General features: G+C 67.1%; 18 protein-coding genes and 1 tRNA gene. 3 read left to right on the top strand and 16 right to left on the bottom strand.

What is annotated here, in order from left to right; translation table 11 throughout:
- Positions 1 to 9: 9 nt before the first annotated feature.
- Positions 10 to 672, bottom strand: a complete 663-nt coding sequence (locus AC58D2_RS07190) for a protein-L-isoaspartate O-methyltransferase family protein (protein ID WP_497388746.1) — start codon at positions 670 to 672, stop codon at positions 10 to 12.
- A gap of 275 nt (positions 673 to 947) precedes the next feature.
- On the opposite strand from AC58D2_RS07190, the gene AC58D2_RS07185 reads away from it, so the two are divergent.
- A tRNA-Cys gene (locus AC58D2_RS07185) sits at positions 948 to 1,021 on the top strand.
- Positions 1,022 to 1,077: 56 nt separating this feature from the next.
- On the opposite strand, the gene AC58D2_RS07180 is transcribed toward AC58D2_RS07185, so the two are convergent.
- The 12 genes from AC58D2_RS07180 to AC58D2_RS07125 all read right to left on the bottom strand — a co-directional run bounded on the left by AC58D2_RS07180 (position 1,078) and on the right by AC58D2_RS07125 (position 13,882).
- Positions 1,078 to 2,427 (bottom strand): alpha/beta hydrolase family protein, encoded by a 1,350-nt coding sequence (locus AC58D2_RS07180; RefSeq protein WP_497388744.1) that lies wholly within the window; start codon positions 2,425 to 2,427, stop codon positions 1,078 to 1,080.
- Between the two features lie 26 nt (positions 2,428 to 2,453).
- Positions 2,454 to 3,488 carry an alpha/beta hydrolase gene (locus tag AC58D2_RS07175; RefSeq protein ID WP_497388742.1) on the bottom strand — a complete coding sequence of 345 codons (1,035 nt, stop codon included), beginning with the start codon at positions 3,486 to 3,488 and terminating at the stop codon, positions 2,454 to 2,456.
- Complete coding sequence (locus AC58D2_RS07170; protein ID WP_497388740.1) at positions 3,485 to 4,453, bottom strand: alpha/beta hydrolase; 969 nt, start codon at positions 4,451 to 4,453, stop codon at positions 3,485 to 3,487. The genes AC58D2_RS07175 and AC58D2_RS07170 overlap by 4 nt, the downstream gene beginning before the upstream one ends.
- On the bottom strand, positions 4,450 to 5,772 hold the full coding sequence (locus AC58D2_RS07165; RefSeq protein WP_497388738.1) for a family 1 glycosylhydrolase: 1,323 nt from the start codon (positions 5,770 to 5,772) through the stop codon (positions 4,450 to 4,452). The genes AC58D2_RS07170 and AC58D2_RS07165 overlap by 4 nt, the downstream gene beginning before the upstream one ends.
- Entirely contained in the window at positions 5,769 to 7,130 is a 1,362-nt protein-coding gene (locus tag AC58D2_RS07160) for a hypothetical protein (RefSeq protein ID WP_497388736.1), read from the bottom strand. The genes AC58D2_RS07165 and AC58D2_RS07160 overlap by 4 nt, the downstream gene beginning before the upstream one ends.
- Before the next feature lie 8 nt (positions 7,131 to 7,138).
- Complete coding sequence (locus AC58D2_RS07155; RefSeq protein WP_497388734.1) at positions 7,139 to 9,853, bottom strand: TonB-dependent receptor; 2,715 nt, start codon at positions 9,851 to 9,853, stop codon at positions 7,139 to 7,141.
- Positions 9,854 to 9,931: 78 nt separating this feature from the next.
- A complete protein-coding gene (locus tag AC58D2_RS07150; protein WP_497388732.1) occupies positions 9,932 to 10,894 on the bottom strand; it encodes a FecR family protein in 963 nt (320 codons plus the stop codon).
- Positions 10,891 to 11,586 carry an RNA polymerase sigma factor gene (locus AC58D2_RS07145; protein ID WP_497388730.1) on the bottom strand — a complete coding sequence of 232 codons (696 nt, stop codon included), beginning with the start codon at positions 11,584 to 11,586 and terminating at the stop codon, positions 10,891 to 10,893. Before AC58D2_RS07145 ends, AC58D2_RS07150 begins: the two co-directional genes overlap by 4 nt.
- A 142-nt stretch (positions 11,587 to 11,728) precedes the next feature.
- The gene (locus tag AC58D2_RS07140; RefSeq protein ID WP_497388728.1) at positions 11,729 to 12,547 is read right to left on the bottom strand and encodes a hypothetical protein; all 819 of its coding nucleotides are present in this window, start codon (positions 12,545 to 12,547) and stop codon (positions 11,729 to 11,731) included.
- Positions 12,548 to 12,618: 71 nt separating this feature from the next.
- A complete protein-coding gene (locus AC58D2_RS07135) occupies positions 12,619 to 13,086 on the bottom strand; it encodes an SRPBCC domain-containing protein (RefSeq protein WP_497388726.1) in 468 nt (155 codons plus the stop codon).
- Entirely contained in the window at positions 13,083 to 13,412 is a 330-nt protein-coding gene (locus AC58D2_RS07130) for an ArsR/SmtB family transcription factor (RefSeq protein ID WP_497388724.1), read from the bottom strand. The genes AC58D2_RS07135 and AC58D2_RS07130 overlap by 4 nt, the downstream gene beginning before the upstream one ends.
- Positions 13,409 to 13,882 carry a VOC family protein gene (locus AC58D2_RS07125; RefSeq protein ID WP_497388722.1) on the bottom strand — a complete coding sequence of 158 codons (474 nt, stop codon included), beginning with the start codon at positions 13,880 to 13,882 and terminating at the stop codon, positions 13,409 to 13,411. Before AC58D2_RS07125 ends, AC58D2_RS07130 begins: the two co-directional genes overlap by 4 nt.
- 99 nt (positions 13,883 to 13,981) lie before the next feature.
- Between AC58D2_RS07125 and AC58D2_RS07120 the strand changes: the two genes are divergently transcribed.
- Complete coding sequence (locus tag AC58D2_RS07120; RefSeq protein ID WP_497388720.1) at positions 13,982 to 14,908, top strand: glutaminase; 927 nt, start codon at positions 13,982 to 13,984, stop codon at positions 14,906 to 14,908.
- 10 nt (positions 14,909 to 14,918) lie between these two features.
- On the opposite strand, the gene AC58D2_RS07115 is transcribed toward AC58D2_RS07120, so the two are convergent.
- Complete coding sequence (locus tag AC58D2_RS07115; protein WP_497388718.1) at positions 14,919 to 15,353, bottom strand: septal ring lytic transglycosylase RlpA family protein; 435 nt, start codon at positions 15,351 to 15,353, stop codon at positions 14,919 to 14,921.
- 135 nt (positions 15,354 to 15,488) lie between these two features.
- Complete coding sequence (gyrB, locus tag AC58D2_RS07110) at positions 15,489 to 18,041, bottom strand: DNA topoisomerase (ATP-hydrolyzing) subunit B (RefSeq protein WP_497388716.1); 2,553 nt, start codon at positions 18,039 to 18,041, stop codon at positions 15,489 to 15,491.
- Positions 18,042 to 18,139: 98 nt separating this feature from the next.
- Here gyrB and AC58D2_RS07105 point away from each other — a divergent pair, with 98 nt between their 5' ends.
- Positions 18,140 to 18,586 carry a hypothetical protein gene (locus tag AC58D2_RS07105; RefSeq protein WP_497388714.1) on the top strand — a complete coding sequence of 149 codons (447 nt, stop codon included), beginning with the start codon at positions 18,140 to 18,142 and terminating at the stop codon, positions 18,584 to 18,586.
- Positions 18,587 to 18,761: 175 nt separating this feature from the next.
- Here AC58D2_RS07105 and AC58D2_RS07100 read toward each other — a convergent pair whose 3' ends face one another.
- Complete coding sequence (locus AC58D2_RS07100; RefSeq protein WP_497388712.1) at positions 18,762 to 19,259, bottom strand: hypothetical protein; 498 nt, start codon at positions 19,257 to 19,259, stop codon at positions 18,762 to 18,764.
- Positions 19,260 to 19,316: the final 57 nt, after the last annotated feature.

Below are 19,316 nucleotides of genomic sequence, written 5' to 3'. Positions count from 1 at the left end.
GGGGCGTCGTTAGAAGCGGAAGCCCGCCGGTGCGGCAAAGCCCGGCAGCGGCGCGACGTCCATGTCGGCAAAGCTGCGCAGCGCGATCGCGCCGCCGGTCTTGACCCCCTGGACGAGCCGCGTCACCGATCCGTCGCGGCGCGCGGCGACGATCCGGCCTCCGTCTGCAAGCTGGTCGGCAATGGCATCGGGCAGGATGTCGATCGCGCCGTCGATGATGATGCGATCGAACGGCGCGCCGGCCGGATCGCCGGCCGCGAGCGGCCCCGCGGTCCAGCGAATCGTGTCGCTCTTCGTCGCCGCCTGCGCCGCCGCCATCAGGTCGGCCTGTTCCTCGACGGCATGCACTTCGGCGCCCAGCCGCGCGAGCAGGCCGGCCAGATAGCCGGTCGCGCTGCCGATCAGCAGCACGCGCAGGCCCGGACGGACGGCCGCCGCGACGAGCATCCGCCCGGCGACGAGCGGCGGGTTCAGGACGCGCCCGCCTCCCAGGGCGATCGCGCGATCCATATAGGCGACGCTGGCGAGGGCTGCGGGCACATGCGCCTCGCGCGGGGCCGCCGCCATCGCCGCGACGACCGCCGGGTCGATGACGTCGTTGGGGCGAAGCTGGCTGTCGACCATTGCCGCGCGCATGTCTGCTGCACTTATTTCGCTGAATTTCGTCGCCATGGGTGCAATCCGGTTCCTGGAGTTTCGACCTTGCGGGGACCGTTTTAGCCCAAGCCATGCTGTATTGCAATAGTAATACAGCCCAATGGCGCTACGCCGTGTCCGCACGCTGCGGCCGCGCATAGCCGTGCGCGGCCCCGCCGCCAACCCCGCATCGCGCCCGCGGGCCGGGGCGATCAGGCGAATCCTTGACAACGACGGCAAACGCCATCACTAGCGGCGCCTCGCACCCTTCCCACCCGCTGCGCTCCGCGCGGCCGGTTCGCGGAACATGAGGCCCGATGGCGGAGTGGTGACGCAGCGGACTGCAAATCCGTATACGCCGGTTCGATTCCGGCTCGGGCCTCCAACCATAATCATCGACCCTCAATCACAGCCGTCCCATCAAATCAATGGGACCCGACCCTATTGAATCAGATCCTCGGCTGGACGATCCCCCGTCTCCGCCCATCTGCGTAGTGCTGCCCAGGCCGCGCTGTTCTGGGCGTCGCTGAACCCGCAATGCGTATAGCCCTCGACACCGCCGATCGGCAGCGCGGCGCGCGTGGGGGGAACGGCATAAGAAACAAGCCAGTGTGCGTTGCCCGCCTGAGCCACCTTATGCGCGAGAGCTTCCTCCTGGGCGTAAGGTACAAGCGAGTCGATGCGGTTGTGCAGCGTGACGAGCGGAACGGTTATTCGCCCGGTCGCTTCGTGCCAGTTCGCAAGATAGGCGGTCGCGGCGGGAGCCTCTGCCACGCGCTGAATATTGCCGTTAAGAGCCGCTTCTTCTTCTGCCGTCATGCCCGGCGCCGAATAAGGCTTGCCGACATTGCCATAGACCCACCCGCCGGCGGTCGCGGCCATGTCGTCGGCGCCAAGCGCGGCGGTGACCAGCGGAAAGGCGAGCGCCGCCGCATCATAGTCGAAACCGCCGATCATCGTCACCTGATGCGCGATCCGGGCCTCTGGTCCGTCGGGATCCTGCTGTGCGGCCGCCCAAAGGGCAAGCGGCGGCAGGCCTACCTTCGCAATTTGCCCGAAGACATAGGCTTGGGCGGCGGCATCGTTGGTCCCGACGGGAGGGCGGGGGTCGATCGCATCGTGTCGCACGTCCTGTTCACCGGGCAATGCATAGGGGGTTCCCTGGGTAAGCGCATTATAGGCGAGGCGCATGTCGACGATCTGGCCGAGCAGCGTTTGCCAGCTATCGACGACGCCGCAGCGAGCAAGCCCGCCCGCAAATTTCCCGGGATGCTTCTCGAGCGCGGCGACAACGATGCCGCCCCCCATCGAATCGCCGAGCAGATAGACCCGTTTACCTCCCAGGGCGGTCAGGAAGTCGCGCAGCCGGGTTGTATTGCGGACGCCCGTTTCGACGCCCAGCCCGTCCTTGTCATAGGCGCTATGCCCGACCGCCAGACCTTCGCCATAGGCCTGTCCGAGCAATTTCGTGCCTTTGGCGACCGGATCGTCGGCCACCGCGACCGGCGTGCCCGGCGTTGTGTAGCCGTGGGCATAGAGCAGGCCGTCGCCCGTCCATCCGGCCGGCATCGATATCGCGAACTGCGCACCGCCAAGTTCGCCGTTGAGCCGGGTCCCGCCGTCGGGCGCGGGATGCACGGTGACGTCGGTCGCTCCCAGAGCTTCGGCCTGCCGCAAGAGCGACGGCTGCGTTGCGGCGGAACCGTCGATCTTGCGCGCGGCGGCTTGCGGCGCGGGCGCCAGCAACGCCAACACGGCGAAACCGGCAAGCAGGCGGGAGGCGGAACGCATGGCGGGTCCTTTCGGTCGCGGGGAAGTCACCGGTCCTTGCGACCGAGATGACGGTCAAAGAAGCGCGCGATGATCGCATAGGCCTCCATCGATTCGGGCATGTCGGGCCACACGAAGAAGGCATGCGGCAGGCCGTCGAAGAGCTGCAATTCGCTCTCGACGCCAAGCCGGGCGAGACGGCGGTGTGCGAGCGTGAGCGCACTGACCGCGAAATCGCGCCCTCCGGCCAGCAGCAATGTCGGCGGCATTGCCCGACTTTCCTCGTCGGATAGCAGCGGATACGCCGCGCCATCGTTCGCAGCGACACCAGCCAGATAGGGGGTTGGCAAAGTTGCGGGCAGCGCGGGCACCGCGAGCGGCTCGCCGCCCGTCGTGGGCCCGGCCAGATAGGGGCTGTCGCCCGAATAGGACGCTCCGGTGCCGCAAAAGGTCCCGATGGCTCCGGGAGGTGCGAGTCCCTGCTTGCGGATCCATGCGGTCGCCTGCGCGGTAATCACGCCGCCCGCCGAGCAGCCATAGATGCCGATCGACTGCGCCGGATAGTCTTTCAGCAAGGCGCGGTATACTGCGGCGACATCCTCCGATGCCGCGGGATAGCGATGCTCGGGGGTGAGCCGATAGTCGACCGTTACCACCTTGATGCCCATCGTCGCCGCGATGGGAATTGCTTCGACCAGCGCGCCGCTTCCCGATCCCCACATGAAGGCGCCGCCGTGAACATTGATCAGAACGCGGTTTCGGTTGGCGTCGGCAATGCCCGCCGACGGCTCGACGATATCGACGGGAACGCCGCCCAGTTTCGTGTGGCGTTCCGTCGTATCGAAATGACGGCGCATCTCGGCCAGCCGGTCGTCGTTATAGGATTGATAATAGGCGCGCTGCTTCGCCACGTCGCCGGCGATCTCGGCGGGAGCGGTCGCCGCCTTCATCCGCACGAGCACCTGCCTCGCCGCCTCGCTGAGCTGGTTCGATGCGGGCAGCGTGAACGCCGGCACCGCCACCTCCTGCGCCGAGGACATGGCGGGAGCGACCAGCATCGCGGCGGCAAACAGATATTTCATGTCCCATTCTCCAATCGTGCGCGGAAAAAGCGCGCCATCGCCTCGAAAGCGGCATCGGTTTCGGGCGCATCGATATAGCTCCAGAACGCATGCGGCAGGCCGTCGAACAGGATCAGATTGGCCGAAACGCCGGCCTTGTCGAGCGCCCGGCAGAAATCGGCGGTCGCGCTGAGCAGGAAATCGCGTCCGCTGCTGATGCACAGGGTCGGCGGCCATCCGGCCAGCGATCCGCGCAGCGGCGAAACGAGCGGGTCGGCCGGATCGTCCGCATAGGCACGCCCGAGCGCCGCCGCGGTTTGGGGATCGCCGAACAGGATCATACTGTCGCCCGGCCGCATCAGGTCGGCACTGCCCGAGAAGAAGCCCAGCGCCGCCGGAAGCGGAAGTGCTTCGGCCTTGAGGCGCGAAACCAGTTCGGCCGAAAGGATCGCGCCGGCCGACGTGCCGAACACCGCTATCCGATCCGCGGAATGCCGGGTGACGAGCGCGCGATAGACCGCGAGTGCATCGTCGACCGCATCCGGGAAGCGATGATCGGGCATTAACCGGTAACGAACGGCGACGATGCGATAGCCGGTCAATGCTGCGAGTGCGGCATTTTCGGTGATTGATCCGGCATCGACGACGAAGCCGCCACCGTGCAGGTTGAGCAGGACGGGGCCGTCGTCGCGGGCGCCGGGCGGCGTGAAGATCCGTACGGATACGCCGGCGAGGCGGCTTTCGGCCATCGCGACGCGATAACGCGCGAGGCGCGGCCTGCCGATCTCCTGCTGGACCGCCTCGGACCAGGCACGCCGCCCTTCGATCGTCCCAGGTGGCGGCGTACGGGCGTCGTTCGCCGCGAGGCCGGCCCTGGCTTCGGCTGACGGCGTTGTCGCGGCAGGCAGGTCGACGGGCCCGGCCACCGCCGGCGCCAGTGGGCCGAGCAGGAGCGCGATAGCGGCGAGGGCGCTATGGAACGTCATCGAACGCCTGTCCCTCCCGCGCGGGCGATGTCGCCGAACAGGCGGGCGCTCGGCTTGGGGCTGCGCTTGAACGTCTTGCGATCCACCGCGACGAGGCCGTAGCGGGGCTCATAGCCGGACATCCATTCGAAATTGTCGAGCAGCGACCAGTGGAGATAGCCGAGCACCGGCACCCCGTCGGCCATCGCGGCCTCGACCGAGGCGATCGCTTCGGGAAGGAACCGGACGCGCTCGCTGTCGTCGGCGGCATCGATGCCATTTTCGGTGACGAGGATGGGCAGCCCCGTCGCCCGATGCGCATAGCGCACGACATGCCCGACCGCGGCCGGAAACCACTCCCGCCCGTCCGCGCGCCTGGGAGCGTCGGCAGGCATCGGGACCGCGCGGTCCCGACCGATATAGTCGCGGCCATAGGTTTGGATGCCGAGGAAATCATCGTCGCCGATCACCGCGAAGAAAGGACCATAGACATCGGTGCGCTTGCGTTCGATCGCGCTGTCCGGAACGGTTGCGACCTCGTCGGGAATCGCGAGACTGAGCCCGACCGGCAGATCGCTACGCGCCGCCCGGATCGCGGCGCGCGCGAGGACATGCGCCTGCGTGACGCCAGGGATCATCGGCGCGGGATCGCCGCCGTTGAGCAGCGAGAAGCGGTCCGACCCGCTCGCTTTCGCTGCCGCGGCACGGCACGCCATCATGCGCTCCATGAATGCGGGCGGCGGCGGTTCCGCGGCCCAGCGTCCGCCAAGCGCGAGATTGGGTTCGTTGAAGGTCAATGCGTGGCTGATTCCGTCCGCCATCGCGCGCGAGACCCGGTCGCAGTACCGCGCGAACAGTTCGGGCGCCCCCGACTGCTCCCACCCGCCCGCGGCGGCGAACCAGCGCGGCGTCGTGAAATGGTTGAAGGTGACGACGGGCGCCAATCCCTGTGCGCGGCAATGATCGACGATGCGGGCATAATGATCGAGATAGGCCTGGCTGAATTCGCCCGGCGCAGGCTCGACGCGCGCCCATTCGACCGAAAAGCGATAGGCGTTGAGCCCCAGCGACCGGACGATGCCCACATCCTCGCGCCAGCGGTGCAGGCTGTCGCAGGCGTCGCCCGAAGGTTCGGCGAAGACGGTCGGCTCGACCTGTTCGAGCAGCCAGATATCGGCGTTTACATTATTGCCCTCTATCTGGTGCCCCGCCGTCGCGGCGCCCCACAGGAAGGGCGCGGAACCGCTTGCCGCCGCCCGCGCGGGCATGGCCGCGGCCACCGATGCCGCGACGCCGAGGCCCAGTATCTCGCGCCGGTCGATCATGCCGCCTTCGGTCATCGCACCGCCTCCGGCCCCGGCCGGCGTCCGGTCACGACCCATTGGCGCATCGCCTCGAATGCCGCGATATTCTGGTCGGGCGAAAAGCCGCAGTGGGTATAGCCTTCGAGCCCGCCGGGCAGTGCAAAACGCGTGGCCGGCACTTCATATTGCGCAAGCCGCGCGCCGTTTCCGGCGCTGGCGACGGCGCGTCCGAGTCCTTCGGACTGGGAGAAGGGAACGAGCGAGTCGAGCGTCTGGTGGACCGTGACGAGCGGCACGCGAAAATGCCCCGTCGCCTGGTGCCAGCGGCGCGCATAGGCAATGGCTTGCGGTGCGGCGGCAAAGCGCTGGATGGTCCGATTGAAGGCTTCGGTTTCGGCGTCGGTCATCTGCGGCGGGGCATAGACCTTGCCGACATTGCCGACGGGAAGGCCGCCCATTGTCGCGACGATGTCGTCCATGCCAAGCGCCGCGGTATAGAGAGGGGCACCGATCGCCGCCGGATCGGGCGCAAAGCCGGTGATCGCGGCAAGCTGGCTTGCGATCTTCGCCTCGCGCCCGTCCGGATCGTCGCTGGCGGCGGTGAAGAGGGCGAAGACGGGCATCAGCAGCTTCATCTTCTGTTGCTCTCGAAAGGCATCTCCCGGCGTCGCATCGCCTGCCGGCGGGACGGTCGGCAACGCCGACCGGGTCACGTCCTTCGTGCCCGGCAGCGCGTAGGGCGTGCCTTCGGTGAGCACATTATAGGTCGCACGCATGTCGGCAAGGCGCGCGATCAGCGGCAGCCATCCCTCGGTAACGCCGCACATCGACAAGGCTCCGTCGAACGCGTCGGGATAGCGCTCGATCAGCGCCATCACGATGCTGCCGCCCATCGACCCGCCTGCGACATATTGGCGTGTCGCATCGAGTTTGACGACGAGGTCGTGCAGGAGCAGCGTGTTCTTTGCGCCGCTCTCGGTTGCGATTCCCGATTTGTCGAAGGCGGCGATTCCGACGGCGAGGCCCTTGGCATAGATATGCCGCAGCATCCCGCCGCCGGGATCCTTGGCGATCGGATCGTCGGGCACGGTCGGCTCCGACCCCGGGGTGGCATAGCCCTGTCCGAACAACACCGCCTCGCCGGTCCAGTTCGCCGGCACGGCAAGCACGAACCGGCGTCCGGACAGCCTGCCGTTCATTATGGTCCCGCCTCCCGGTCCGGCGCTCGGGACCAGGTCGGTTGCCCCTGCGGCGCCGGCCTTCGCCAAAAGCACCGCTTGGGCTGCATCCGGGACATGCGCTCCGGCATCGCCTGGAGAGCTGACCTGCGCCGGGGGGAGGCACCCGGCGCAGGTCAGCGCAAGACCCGCGGCGAGGAAGAGGCGTTTCTTCATCGCGGGCCTCAGAAGCGGTAGCGGAGCTGCACGCCATATTGCGCGGGCTCGCCGTAGATCGAGTTGATGAACCCCGAATTATTATAGCTGGGGTTCGCGGTGACGCGATATTTCCGGCCGAGGACATTGGTCCCGTAAAGGGCGAAATCGATCGGCATTCCACGCGCATCGTTCCACTCGAAGCGCAGGTTCAGCAGGCCATAGCCGTCGATCGTATCGAACGGCTGCGTCTCGGGCGTCACCCGCTGGCTCGATTGATAGGACCAGTTGGCGCTGATCGCCATTTCGCCTTCGGCTTCGGGGATCGGCAGGTCGAGCTTTGCGTTCACGCTGAACTTGTGTTTCGGCACAAAGGAAAAGGGCGTGCCCGACAGGTCGCGGCTCGGCTGCTCCGCGGTCAGTGCTTCGGGGATCGCAGGGATCGCGATCGTGTCGTATTTCAGATATTTGGGCGAATTATACGAATAGACGCCGCTCAGCGTCAGCCCGTCGAAAGGGATCAGCATCCCCTCGAACTCGACGCCCATCACCCGCGCGCGCTGGGCGTTGGTCAATATGTCCGATCCGGCGATGGCGGCGCGCTGAATGACCTGGATGTCGCTGAACCATGTGTAGAAAGCGGCAATGTTCGTCCGCGCGCGGACCGTGCCGATCGTCCAGTCGCGCTTCACGCCGATTTCGGCATCGGTGACCTGTTCGGGTTTGACCGCGAAGAGCGGATGGTCCTGCCCGAGGAACAGCGAGACGATCGGGTTGCTGGCGCCCGACTTATACCCCCGGCGCGACACGGCATAGAGCAGCGTCCTGGAATCGGGCTGCCAGTCGAGCCCGAGCTGCCAGGTCGGCCCGTCGCTCTTGCCGCTGAAGGTCGGGGCCGTGCAATCGGGATAATAGAGGGTCGGAAACCCGCCCGCCGCGACCGCCTTATAGGCGTCGTAGACGCAAAGGTCGGCGTTGAGCCCGATGACCTGCGCCGCCTGTGCGGTGCTGATCACGCCAAGCGCCGCGAGCTGGTTGAAGACATCATAGCTTTCGGCGGCCTGATAGGCCTGGATGTCGCCGCCGAAGCGGTCCCATGTCCAGCGAAACCCGGCGGTCGCGGTCAGTTCGGGCGTCAGCTTATATTGCGCCTGCGCATAGAGCGCCTTGCTGCGCCCGTCGACATGTGCGCTCGGTTGCAGGCTGAGCGCCGGCAGCAGGGGGCCGTCGGCGCCGAGCGCGGCTTGCAACGCCGGCGGCAGGATCAGCGGCCCGCCGCCCAATATGCCCAGCGTCTGCAACGGATTCACCGTCTGGAACGTCAGCGGCGACGGCGTTTTCTGGTCGAGGAAGAAGCCGCCGAGCTGGACGCGCAGCGTGCCGTCGTCGTAGCGGAGCTGCAATTCCTCGGTAATCGTGCGCAGATTATTGTTGTAGCTGCCGGGATAGGCGCCGAGCAGATCGGCGATCGGCAGCGGCGTCGAATCGCGGTCGGTCGCGCTCGTCGAACGCGTGCGGGCGTAGCTGACGATATTCTTGATCGTCAGCGTATCGCTCGCCTGCCATTCGCTGTTGTTGAGGATCAGCAGGCTTTTTGCGACCTCGCGCGTCGGCACGCTGAGCTCGGTTTCGCGGACGCCCCGCGCCTGCTGGGCGAGCAGATAGGGCTCGAGCAACGCGGCATAGGGGCGGGCGGGATTGACCGCCAGCAATATGCTGCCGCCGCCGTGTTCCTTGACGTCGACATAGCTGACCGCAGTGTAGCTGCGGAACGCGTCGGTCGGGTTGAACTGCAAGCCGAACCGCAGGCTGTAATTGTTGCGGTTCAGATAGTCGCGGCCCGTCGCCACGTCGCGGACATAGCCGCGGCGGTCGTCGAACTGTCCGGCGACGCGGATCGCCAGCACATCGTCGACGAGCGGAATGTTCAGCGCACCCTGGCCGCTCTTGCGGTCGAGGCTGCCGAGCGTCAGGTCGACATAGCCTTCGACCGCATTCAGCTTCGGCCGCGCGGGCTCCATCAGCACCGCACCGCCGGTGGTGTTGCGACCGAACAGCGTGCCTTGCGGCCCCTTGAGCACCTGCAACGAGGCAAGGTCATAGAAATTGCCCGGACCGCTCACGCTCGACGGCACTTCGGCGAAATAGCCGACGACGCCGGGGCCGCTGCCGGTGCCGGGGCCGCCATTGCCGCCCATGCCGCGGATCGTATAGGTTTCCTGATTGCGCGCGACGTCGCCAAGCACCGACAGCGACGGCGTGAAATTCTGGAGGTCGGTTCCGTTCGATATGCCGTTCTCACGCAGATTGTCCTGCGTGAAGGCACTGATCGACACCGGTACCGTCTGTCCCCGCTCGGCGGTCCGGCGTGCTGTCACGACGATGTCCTCGATGCCGCCACCGGCATCGTCGGTAGCGGGTTCGGGCTGCATCGCACCGGCGCGGACGACAGCGGCCGCGCCGCTGGCATCGATCCGCGAAGTCAGGCCGGTTCCCGAAAGCAGCGCCGCAAGTGCCTGGTCGGCAGCCATGCGGGCGTGCAGCCCCTTGCTGCGCAGCCCGCGCATATCCTCGCTGCGATAGATGATATCCCGGCCCGACTGCCGGCTCCAGCTATCGAGCGCCGCTTGCAGGCTGCCTGCCGCAATATTGTAATCCCGCACCTGCGCCATTGCCGGCGACGCGCTGATGCAGCTGTAAATGCAGGCACTCGCGACGAGCGCGGCTCGAATCCTCTCCGACATAATCGTCCCCTGTCTTCGGAGCTCTTTTTGAGGCCCCCGATCAGGAAGGACAATCGGCCGCCCGATTCCCGTAACGGGTCAGTCGGAAATTATGATCCGGTCCTCCCTGCGCTCGACGCGCAGCCCATAGGCATCCTGCAACAACCGCACGAACGCGTCGGCGTTGCGCGCCTGAAAGGAACCGCCGATTCGGATCGCGGCCACATCGGGATCAGCGATCTCGATCCGGCGATGATTGTACCGGTTGAATTCGGCGGCAGCGCCGGCCAGGCTCTCCTGGTCGAAGCGCAACAAGCCGCGTCGCCAGGCCAGCTCATCTTCGACGCGCTGCATCGATCGCGATGTCAGGAGCACCGCATCGTCGCGCATGATCGCGGTGTCTCCCGCAACGATCAGCGTTGGCCGGCCGCTATCGTCGACGGCTCCGCCGTCGAGCCGCACCCGCCCTTCGGTAACCGCTACCCGAAGCCGGTCGCCGTCTCGGCGCACGCTGAATTTCGTGCCCAGGACCGTGACCCGGGCATCGCCCGCGTGAACGACGAAAGGCCGGCTCGCGTCGTGCGCCACCTCGAAATAGGCTTCGCCCCGATCGAGCCAGACCTCGCGGCGCCGTTCGCCAAAGCGCGCCCGCGCCTTGCTCGCGGTATTGAGTTCGACCTTGCTTCCGTCGCTGAAGCTCATCGATCCGCGGCCGCCAACCACCGTTTCGGCGACAAGCGTGCGGGGTTCGGCGGGGCCTCCGCCCGGCCAGATCGACCAGCCGATCAGGACGACGATCAGAATCGACGCTGCCGCCGCCACGACCCGGTGCCGCCAGCGACCTCGCTCGCGGGAAGGGGGCGGCGGGGCCGGTTCGGCGGCCGGGACGGCGCGGTCGAACTGGCGCATGCCGTGATCGAGGCGCCAGAACGCCGCCTTATGCTCCATCGCTTCGGCCAGCCAGCCATCGAGCGCGAGCTGCTCGGCGGACGACCATCCGGGCTCGCTCCGGCGCGCCAGCCATTCGGCCGCGCGCGCTTCGATATCCGCCGCACGGTTCATGACGATATCTTCCGGCGCTTGCCGTCCCAGCGGACGATGCGCCCGGATCCGCCCAGCATGAAATCGACGAGCGCGCGCATCCCGAGGGTCAGTTGACGCTCGACGGTGTGCGTGCTGACCCCCAGTTGGTCGGCGACCTCGTTCGTCGACAATCCTTCGACACGACGCAGCCGGACCACATCGCGGCACCGCGGCGGCAGCTGGTCGAGGCCGGCTTGCGCCCGCCGAAGGTCGTCGCGGGCGTCCAGCTGGCGTTCGCTCGAATAGGCCATGTCGTCCCAGTTCAGGCTTTCGACGTCGGCGACAAGTTCGAACGAGACGATCTTCGCCCGGCGCGCGCGATTGATCAGGATATTACGCGCGATGGTGAGAAGATAGAACAGCGGCTCGTCCGGCAAGCCGCGCCGCGCCCCGTTGAGCGCGCGGACATACACGTCCTGCCGGACGTCGACGGCTTCCTCGGGATCGCGGCAGTTGCGGCGGACGTAGCGCATGAGCGCCCGCTCGCGCGGCAACACCTCCTGGCAAAACCAGTGCTCGAGTTCGTCGTCGTCAATCATCGCGACAGCAGGCGGCCAAGACTTCCATCCTCCTGAAAGACCATCGAACCAGCGAAAGCCGTAACACGGATGGTGCAAAATATGCGACGATGCCGTCCAGTCCGTTGAACACCCGGTGGTGGGGGCGCGCAAGCAGGGACCTCATCCTGATCTGGGGGCGCTGCCGACTGTTTCGCAGACGCTTGTCCATGACGCGGTGCACGTCTGCCCGGTGCATTCCGGTCGCCTCACAGACTGGAGCCGCGGCGCGCGGCGCGTGGGGCGTTGCCCGCGGCTATCGCCGCCCGGTGGCGTAATCGATGCGGATGCGGACCCAGCTGCCGACCATCGGCCGTCCGCCGCGGCGCGGCGGGCGGACACGAAATTGCCAGGCGGCGGCCAGGATCGCGCGGGTGATCTGCGATCCTGTCGGATATTCGTCCAGCCCCACGCAATCCTCGACGCGATATTCGGGCGCGGTGCGGCACGCGATCAGGCCCCAGCCCGGACCGCTGGCGGTGGACAGATAGCCGCGCAGCTCGTCGTCGCTCGGCTCGCGGTACCAGGCGGCGGCATAGAGCGGTTCGCCGTTGGGTGCGGTCCCGACCTGCTCGGTGTCGCCCGACGACGCCCCGCCGCTGCCCGGCGGGCCATAGACCTGGCCGTTCGACGGGCGCAGTACCGCGCGCGGGCGCCGCGGCGCGGGGGGTTGCTCGCTGGGCGGCGGCGGCGCTGCGGCCGCCGGCTGGGGGATCGGCGGCGGCGGCAGGGTGGGGGTTTCCGGTTCCGGCTCGGTTTCGGCCGGTTGCGGCGTCGGCGCCGTTTCGGCCGGCGCGCTTTCGGGGGCGTCGGGCTCGGGCGATTCGGCCGAATCGCCCGCGGCCTCCAGCCGAACGACCGTGACCACTTCGTCGCGATGGTCGGCCTGCCCGCCAAGCTGGAACGACAGGAGTACCACCAACAGCCCCGCGGTGATCAGCAGCGCCAGCGCGATCGCCAGCGTCCGCGGTCCCGCGCCGATGTCGGCGGGCTCGGCGTCGCGCGTCGATGTGAGCGGGATCAGGGACAGGAAATTCCGGCGGCGAGCGCTGATCGTGGGGCCCGGCGGCGACATGTGCGCGGGGATAGGCTCGCCCCGCGCCGCTGGCAAGGACCCGCTGCGACCCTGCGGCCGGACCTGGGGCGCTAAAGCCGCCCGGCCATCGCCGCCAGCAGGCCGCGCCAATGCTCGCCCAATCGCTGCTGGAGCGGGAGCAGCGGGAAGCCGTGGCGAGCGGCGTGGCGCTGCGGGATCGTGTCCCAGCCGCGATGCTCGACGGTGACGCGCGTTTCCGCGCCCACGGCCTCGAACCGTACCTCGACGGCGGTGCTCTGGCCCTCCGCAAAGCTCGGCATCCGCCAGTCGAAGGCGAGCCGTTCGCCGGGCTGCCATGCGCGCACCCGCCCGATCTCCCATTCGCTGCCGTCGGCAAGGCGCGTCACCAGGCGTCCGTCCGCCCCCTCGGGGTCGAATCGCAGCACCCCGTCGCCGCCGCGCGCCAGCTCGAACAGCGGATGGCTGTGCCACCAGGCGCCGATCTCCCGCGTGAAGACCTCGAAGGCGTGCAGCGGCGACGCGGCGACGCGCAGCGCGACGATCACCGCGGCGCTCACGGCCGGTCGCGTTCGGCATGCGCCTTGAAGGCCGCGAGCTGGTCGGCCCACAGGCGCTCGGTCTCCGCGAGCCAGCGTTTCAACGCGTCGGTCGCGCCGTCCTTCAGCCGATAAACGCGGACGCGCGCGTCGAAGCTCGGATAGCTGTCTTCGATCAGCCCGCCTTCTTTCAGCGCCTTCAGGTGCCGGCTCATCGCGGGCGGGGCGAGGCCCAGCGCCCCGGCGAGCTCGCCGGCGCTGTGCGGCCGCCGGCCGAGCAACTCGACCGCGCGCCGCCGGCGCGGGTCGGCGAGCGCGGCAAAGGTGCGGTCGAGCGCGGCGCTCAATCGTCGAGCCGCGTCTTGGTGGTAAAGCCGCCCTCGGCGTCCCACTCGGCGGCGGTCTTCGCCGCGACCGTGACGCCAAAGGTCCAGATATGGCCTTCGGGGTCCTTGGCGCGATAGGTGCGGTCGCCATAGAATTGCGTCTCGGGTTCGGCCAGGATCGCGGCGCCCGCGGCGCGCGCCGCGTCGCAATGCGCGTCGATATCCTCGCCGGCGTCCAGCTGGACGTGGACGCTCTGCGTATTCTTGCCGCCGATCGAGGCGGGGCTCCTGTGGTCGTCCGACCATTCGTTGCCGACCATCACCACCGACGCGCCATAGCCCATTTCGCTGTGCGCCAGATTGCCGTCCTCGTCGAGCAGCACGAACAGCGGCTCGAACCCGAACGCCTGCTCCAGCCAGCGGAACGCCGCCTTGCTGTCCCGGTAACTGATCGCGCTCGCCAGCCCCTTCGGGCGATGCTGCTCGGCCATGTCCACTCTCCTTCGCTGCGATTCGTTTTGCATTTCTACAACATTTTCGAAAAAATGAAAATAAATGCAATTGTGAGCGAAGTTGCTAAAAACAGCCCCATGCCCGATCTCGCCCGCTGCGTCGCCGAAGCCTATGAAACCGCCCTGCCGCACCGCGGACTGGGCAGGGTCGCCGACTATATCCCGGCGCTCGCCGGGGTCGATCCCGACCGTTTCGGTTTCGCCCTCGCGCTTCCCGACGGCACCGTCCATGCCCGGGGCGATTCCGACATCCCTTTCTCGATCCAGTCGGTGTCGAAGGTCTTCACGCTGGCCCTCGCGCTGCGCCGGGTCGGCAGTTCGCTGTGGGACAGCGTCGGGCGCGAACCGTCGGGCAGCGCGTTCAACTCGATCGTCCAGCTCGAAAGCGAGCGCGGCATCCCGCGCAATCCGCTGATCAACGCCGGCGCGATCGCGACCACCGACCGGCTGATCGACGGGCGCGACGCCGATGCGACGATCGCGGAGATCGTCGACTTCATGCGCGCCCGCGCCGGCGACGATTCGGTCGCGATCGACCATGAGGTCGCGCGGTCGGAGGCAGCCAGCGGCGCGCGCAATCGCAGCCTTGGCTATTTCATGCAGGCGTTCGGCAATCTGCACCATCCGGTCGAAACCGCGCTCGGCGTCTATTTCCGCCAATGCGCGATCGCGATGAGCTGCCGCCAGCTTGCCCGCGCCGGGCTGTTCCTCGCGATGGAGGGTCGCGACCCGCGAACCGGCGAACAGCTGATCGACGCGCACCGCGCGCGGCGCATCAACGCGATCATGATGCTCTGCGGCCATTACGACAATTCGGGCGAGTTCGCCTTTCGCGTCGGCCTGCCGGGAAAGAGCGGAGTCGGCGGTGGCATCCTGTGCATCGCGCCGGGACAGGGATCGATCGCGGTGTGGTCGCCGGGGCTCAACGAGGCGGGCACGTCGCTCGTCGGCGCGTTCGCGCTCGAGCATTTCGCCTATGCGGCAGGCTGGTCGGTGTTCGACTAGGGGCCCGGCCCTAGTTGGCGGCGCCCACGGCAACGCCAGTGTCGTCCGCCGACGCAAATTGGGTGTCGTCGTCGAGCAGCGTCATGCTGACCCTGGCGGTACCCGCACGCTCCATGTCGATTTCGCGCGCCGCGGCGTGGCTGACGTCGATCACGCGGCCACGGCTGAACGGCCCGCGATCGTTGATGCGAACGATAACGCTTTGCCCGTTGGCAAGGTTGGTGACGCGGACGCGGCTGCCGAAGGCCAGGGTGCGATGCGCGGCGGTCAGCTCGTCGGGGTCGAAGCGTTCGCCGCTCGCGGTTCGGTTCCCCGCAAGTTCGTCGCCATAATAGCTTGCGGTGCCGCTGCCGATATCGGTGCCGTCGGGCGCGGTGAACTGATCTTGTGCGATCGCCGGCGCGGCGAGCAGAAACGGCAGCGTGATGGCAATCGACCGGCGCATGTCGCCCTCCCCCTCATCAGGTGAGTGGCTCAACAGCAGCGCGCGCGGCCTTGCGCAAGCAAAGCGCGTCCGGCCGCGCCGAATCCGCGCCTAATGGCGGAACCCGAAACGGCGCCTTTCGGGATGCGAATGGCATTAAACGTCCAGATTCGCGACACTTAACGCGTTGGTCTGGATGAAATCACGCCGGGGCTCGACTTCGTCGCCCATCAGCCGTTCGAAAATCTCGTGCGCCACGTCGGCCTGTTCGGCCTCGACGCGCAGCAGCGAGCGGTTGGCGGGATCGAGCGTCGTTTCCCAGAGCTGTTCGGCATTCATCTCGCCCAGTCCCTTGTAGCGGCTGATCGACAGGCCCCGGCGACTGAACGCGAAAATCGCGTCCAGCAATTCGGACGGGCGCGTCACCGGGCTGGCCTTGGCGCTCGCGGCCGCAATCGCCTCGCCGTCTCCGCCCTCGTCTTCGGTTTCGATCGCCGCCGCGGCGGCGCCGCCCTTCACCAGCCGCGCGGGGCTCGCATAGGTTTCGGCTTGCTCGCTCGCCAGCAAATGCAAGCGGCGCGCCTCCTGGCTCGCCAGAAAGGCGGCATCGATCGCATGATGATCGCTCACGCCGCGCCAACGCCGTTCGAGCGTATAGCCGCCGCCTTCGACAGCTTCGACCGTCCAGACCGCTTCGGCCCCGCCGGTCAGCGCACGTTCGGCGGTGTTGAGCCATTTCGCCGCCGTCGCGGCGGCGCTGTGCCGGCCCGCGGTGTCGAGCGCCGGATCGAGCGCGCCCGCGAGGGCAAGGGCCTCGACGAGACCATGATCGAGCGTACGCGGGACATAGCGCATCAACGCGCGCATCCGGCGTCCATGTTCGATCAGCCCGCGCAGGTCCTGGCCCGACCGTGCCCCGCCCGGGGTTTCGAGCAGCAGCGCATCAATCCCCGCATCGACCAGATAATTTTCGAGCGCCGTATCGTCCTTCAGATACACTTCGCTCCGCCCCTTCGCGACTTTGTAGAGCGGCGGCTGCGCGATGTAGAGATGCCCGTTCTCGATGATCTCGGGCATCTGGCGATAGAAGAAGGTGAGGAGCAAGGTGCGGATATGCGCGCCGTCGACATCGGCGTCGGTCATGATCACGATCTTGTGATAGCGCAGCTTGCCGATGTTGAATTCGTCGCGAATCCCGGTGCCGAGCGCCTGGATCAGCGTGCCGACTTCCTTCGACGAGATGATGCGGTCGAAACGGGCCCGCTCGACGTTCAATATCTTGCCCTTCAGCGGCAGGATCGCCTGGACGTGCCGGTCGCGGCCCTGTTTCGCGGAGCCGCCTGCCGAATCGCCCTCGACGAGGAAGAGTTCGCATTTCGACGGATCGCGCTCCTGGCAGTCCGCGAGCTTGCCGGGGAGCGAGGCGATGTCCATCGCGCCCTTGCGCCGCGTCAGTTCGCGCGCCTTGCGCGCTGCCTCGCGTGCCGCGGCGGCGTCGACGATCTTTTGCACCACCGCCTTGGCATGCGCGGGATTCTCCTCGAGCCACTCGGTCATGCGGTCGGCCATCAGGCTCTCCAGCGGCTGACGAACCTCGGACGAGACGAGCTTGTCCTTGGTCTGCGACGAAAATTTGGGATCGGGCAGCTTGACCGAGACGATCGCGGTCAGCCCTTCGCGCATGTCGTCGCCGGTCAGGCTGACCTTCTCTTTCTTGAGGACGCCCGACTTTTCGCCATAGCTGTTGATCGTGCGGGTCAGCGCGGCGCGGAACGCCGCGAGGTGGGTGCCGCCGTCGCGCTGCGGGATGTTGTTGGTGAAGCAGAGGACATTTTCATAATAGCTGTCGTTCCACTCGAGCGCGACGTCGATGCCGATGCCGTCGCGTTCGCTGCTGATCGCGATCGGATCGGGCAGCAGCGGGGTCTTGTTGCGATCGAGATATTTGACGAACGCCGCGATGCCGCCCTCATAGAACAGGTCGTGCGTGACATGCTCGGCATGGCGCGCATCGACGAGCTTGATGCGTACGCCCGAGTTCAGGAAAGCGAGCTCGCGATAGCGATGCTCGAGCTTGTCGAAATCGAACTCGGTGACATTCTTGAACGTGTCGGTCGATGCGCAGAAGGTCACGCGGGTGCCCTTCTTGCCCGCCGGCGCGGGGCCGCGAACCTCGAGCGGTGCGACCGCGTCGCCATGCTCGAAGCGCATCCAATGCTCTTCGCCGTCGCGCCAGACCGTCAGCTCCAGCCATTCGGACAGCGCGTTGACCACGCTGACGCCGACGCCGTGGAGGCCGCCCGACACCTTATAGGCGTTGTCGTCGCTCGTATTCTCGAACTTCCCGCCCGCGTGGAGCTGGGTCATGATGACCTCGGCCGCCGAAACGCCCTCTTCGGCATGGATGTCGGTCGGGATGCCGCGGCCATTATCCTCGACGCTGACCGATCCATCGCTGTTCAGCGTGATCAGGACGAGGTCGCAATGCCCCGCGAGCGCTTCGTCGATCGCATTGTCCGACACCTCGAACACCATGTGGTGCAGCCCCGAACCGTCATCGGTGTCGCCGATATACATGCCGGGACGCTTGCGCACGGCGTCGAGGCCCTTGAGGACCTTGATCGAATCGGCGCCATAGGCATTGGAATTGGGCTGCTTGGCGCTCGATGCGGGCGCCGGGGTTTCAGGGGTATCCGTCATGCCGATCATATAGGGTCCAGGGGGGCAAAACCCAAGCGAAAATGCGCCTTCGGGCGCGATGAGACGGGACGTTGCGCCGGCGCGCCGCGGCGGCTAGTTTCGGCGGCATGACGACGCTTTTTGCCCTTCGCCCCACCTGTGCCCTCTTCAGCCTGTCGGCGCTCGCGCTTGCCGGATGCTCCCAGCCGGCGCCGCCGCCCGACAATGCGAAGCTCGCCGGCGGCGCGCCGATCGCGACGCGCGCGGTGATGATCGGCACCGAAGGCCCGACCTTGCCCGCCTGTTCGAGCATCAGCCGGGTCAAGGACGGCGGCACCGATGTCTATTGGGCGCCGGGCGAAACGCGCGTCGCCAAGGCGCGCCTCGCCGGCGGCACGCCGGTGTCGCTGTGCGAAGCCGCCGACGATGACGCCTGGTTCGGCATCGTCTTTGCGGCGCCGGGCACCGACAAGGATATGTGCGGGGTCGGCAAATCGGTCGCCAACGCCCGCGAATATCAGGGGCCGTGCCGCTGGGGCTGGATTCGCGGCGGCACGGTGCGGCTGGGGGCCTGACCCGGTCGCCGGCCCGGGAATATAGGCCGACCGCTTGCGACCGGAGGCGGACTTATTCAACATCGTCACCCCGGACTTGATCCGGGGTCCACTAGGCGCAGCGTTGGAAGAATGGACCCCGGATCAAGTCCGGGGTGACGAAAGATTGTGAGCGAGCAGCTGCTCCCCACCCCATTTAGGTCTTTCGGCGCCGATCTGGATGCAATGGCGGCAATCGACCGGTTGGGTCGCGCCAATCAGAAAAGCGACCGTCCTGCTCGTAAATGGCGTCGACAATCGCGAAGACCTGTGGCGCGAGAGGCGTACCGATCACTTCATCTCTTGTCAGCGTAGTTGCAGCTAAGGTTCCGTCAGCGATTGGCCTGCTTGCGGCATCGATGACCATGAGTGATGGCGAGCCATCATGCTGCTCACGATGTAAAAGCGCTACGCAGTAGCGTTCAGTGCGAGTTGTGCCATCGCCCCACGGTCCCAGAACCAAATCGAGATTAGCGCCCCGGTCGTACAGATGCCCAACCGTCCAGTGCATGAAGTAGGCAGCAACCGTCGCGCCATCCACTTCATGGATATAGCCCCAAACGCTCCAGCTCTCATTGCCACAGCAATCACATTTGCCCCCACTTTCGCCCGCGGTTTCTACCTCATAGGCGGCTGTGGATTGCAATTGTTTCACTCTTTGAACGTAGATGGGGTTGTGGCAGCTTTCCACCCCCAAAATCGCCGTCGAAAG

The organism is Sphingopyxis sp. CR5 (assembly GCF_059693785.1).
This window is presented reverse-complemented; position numbering and strand designations above follow the sequence as displayed.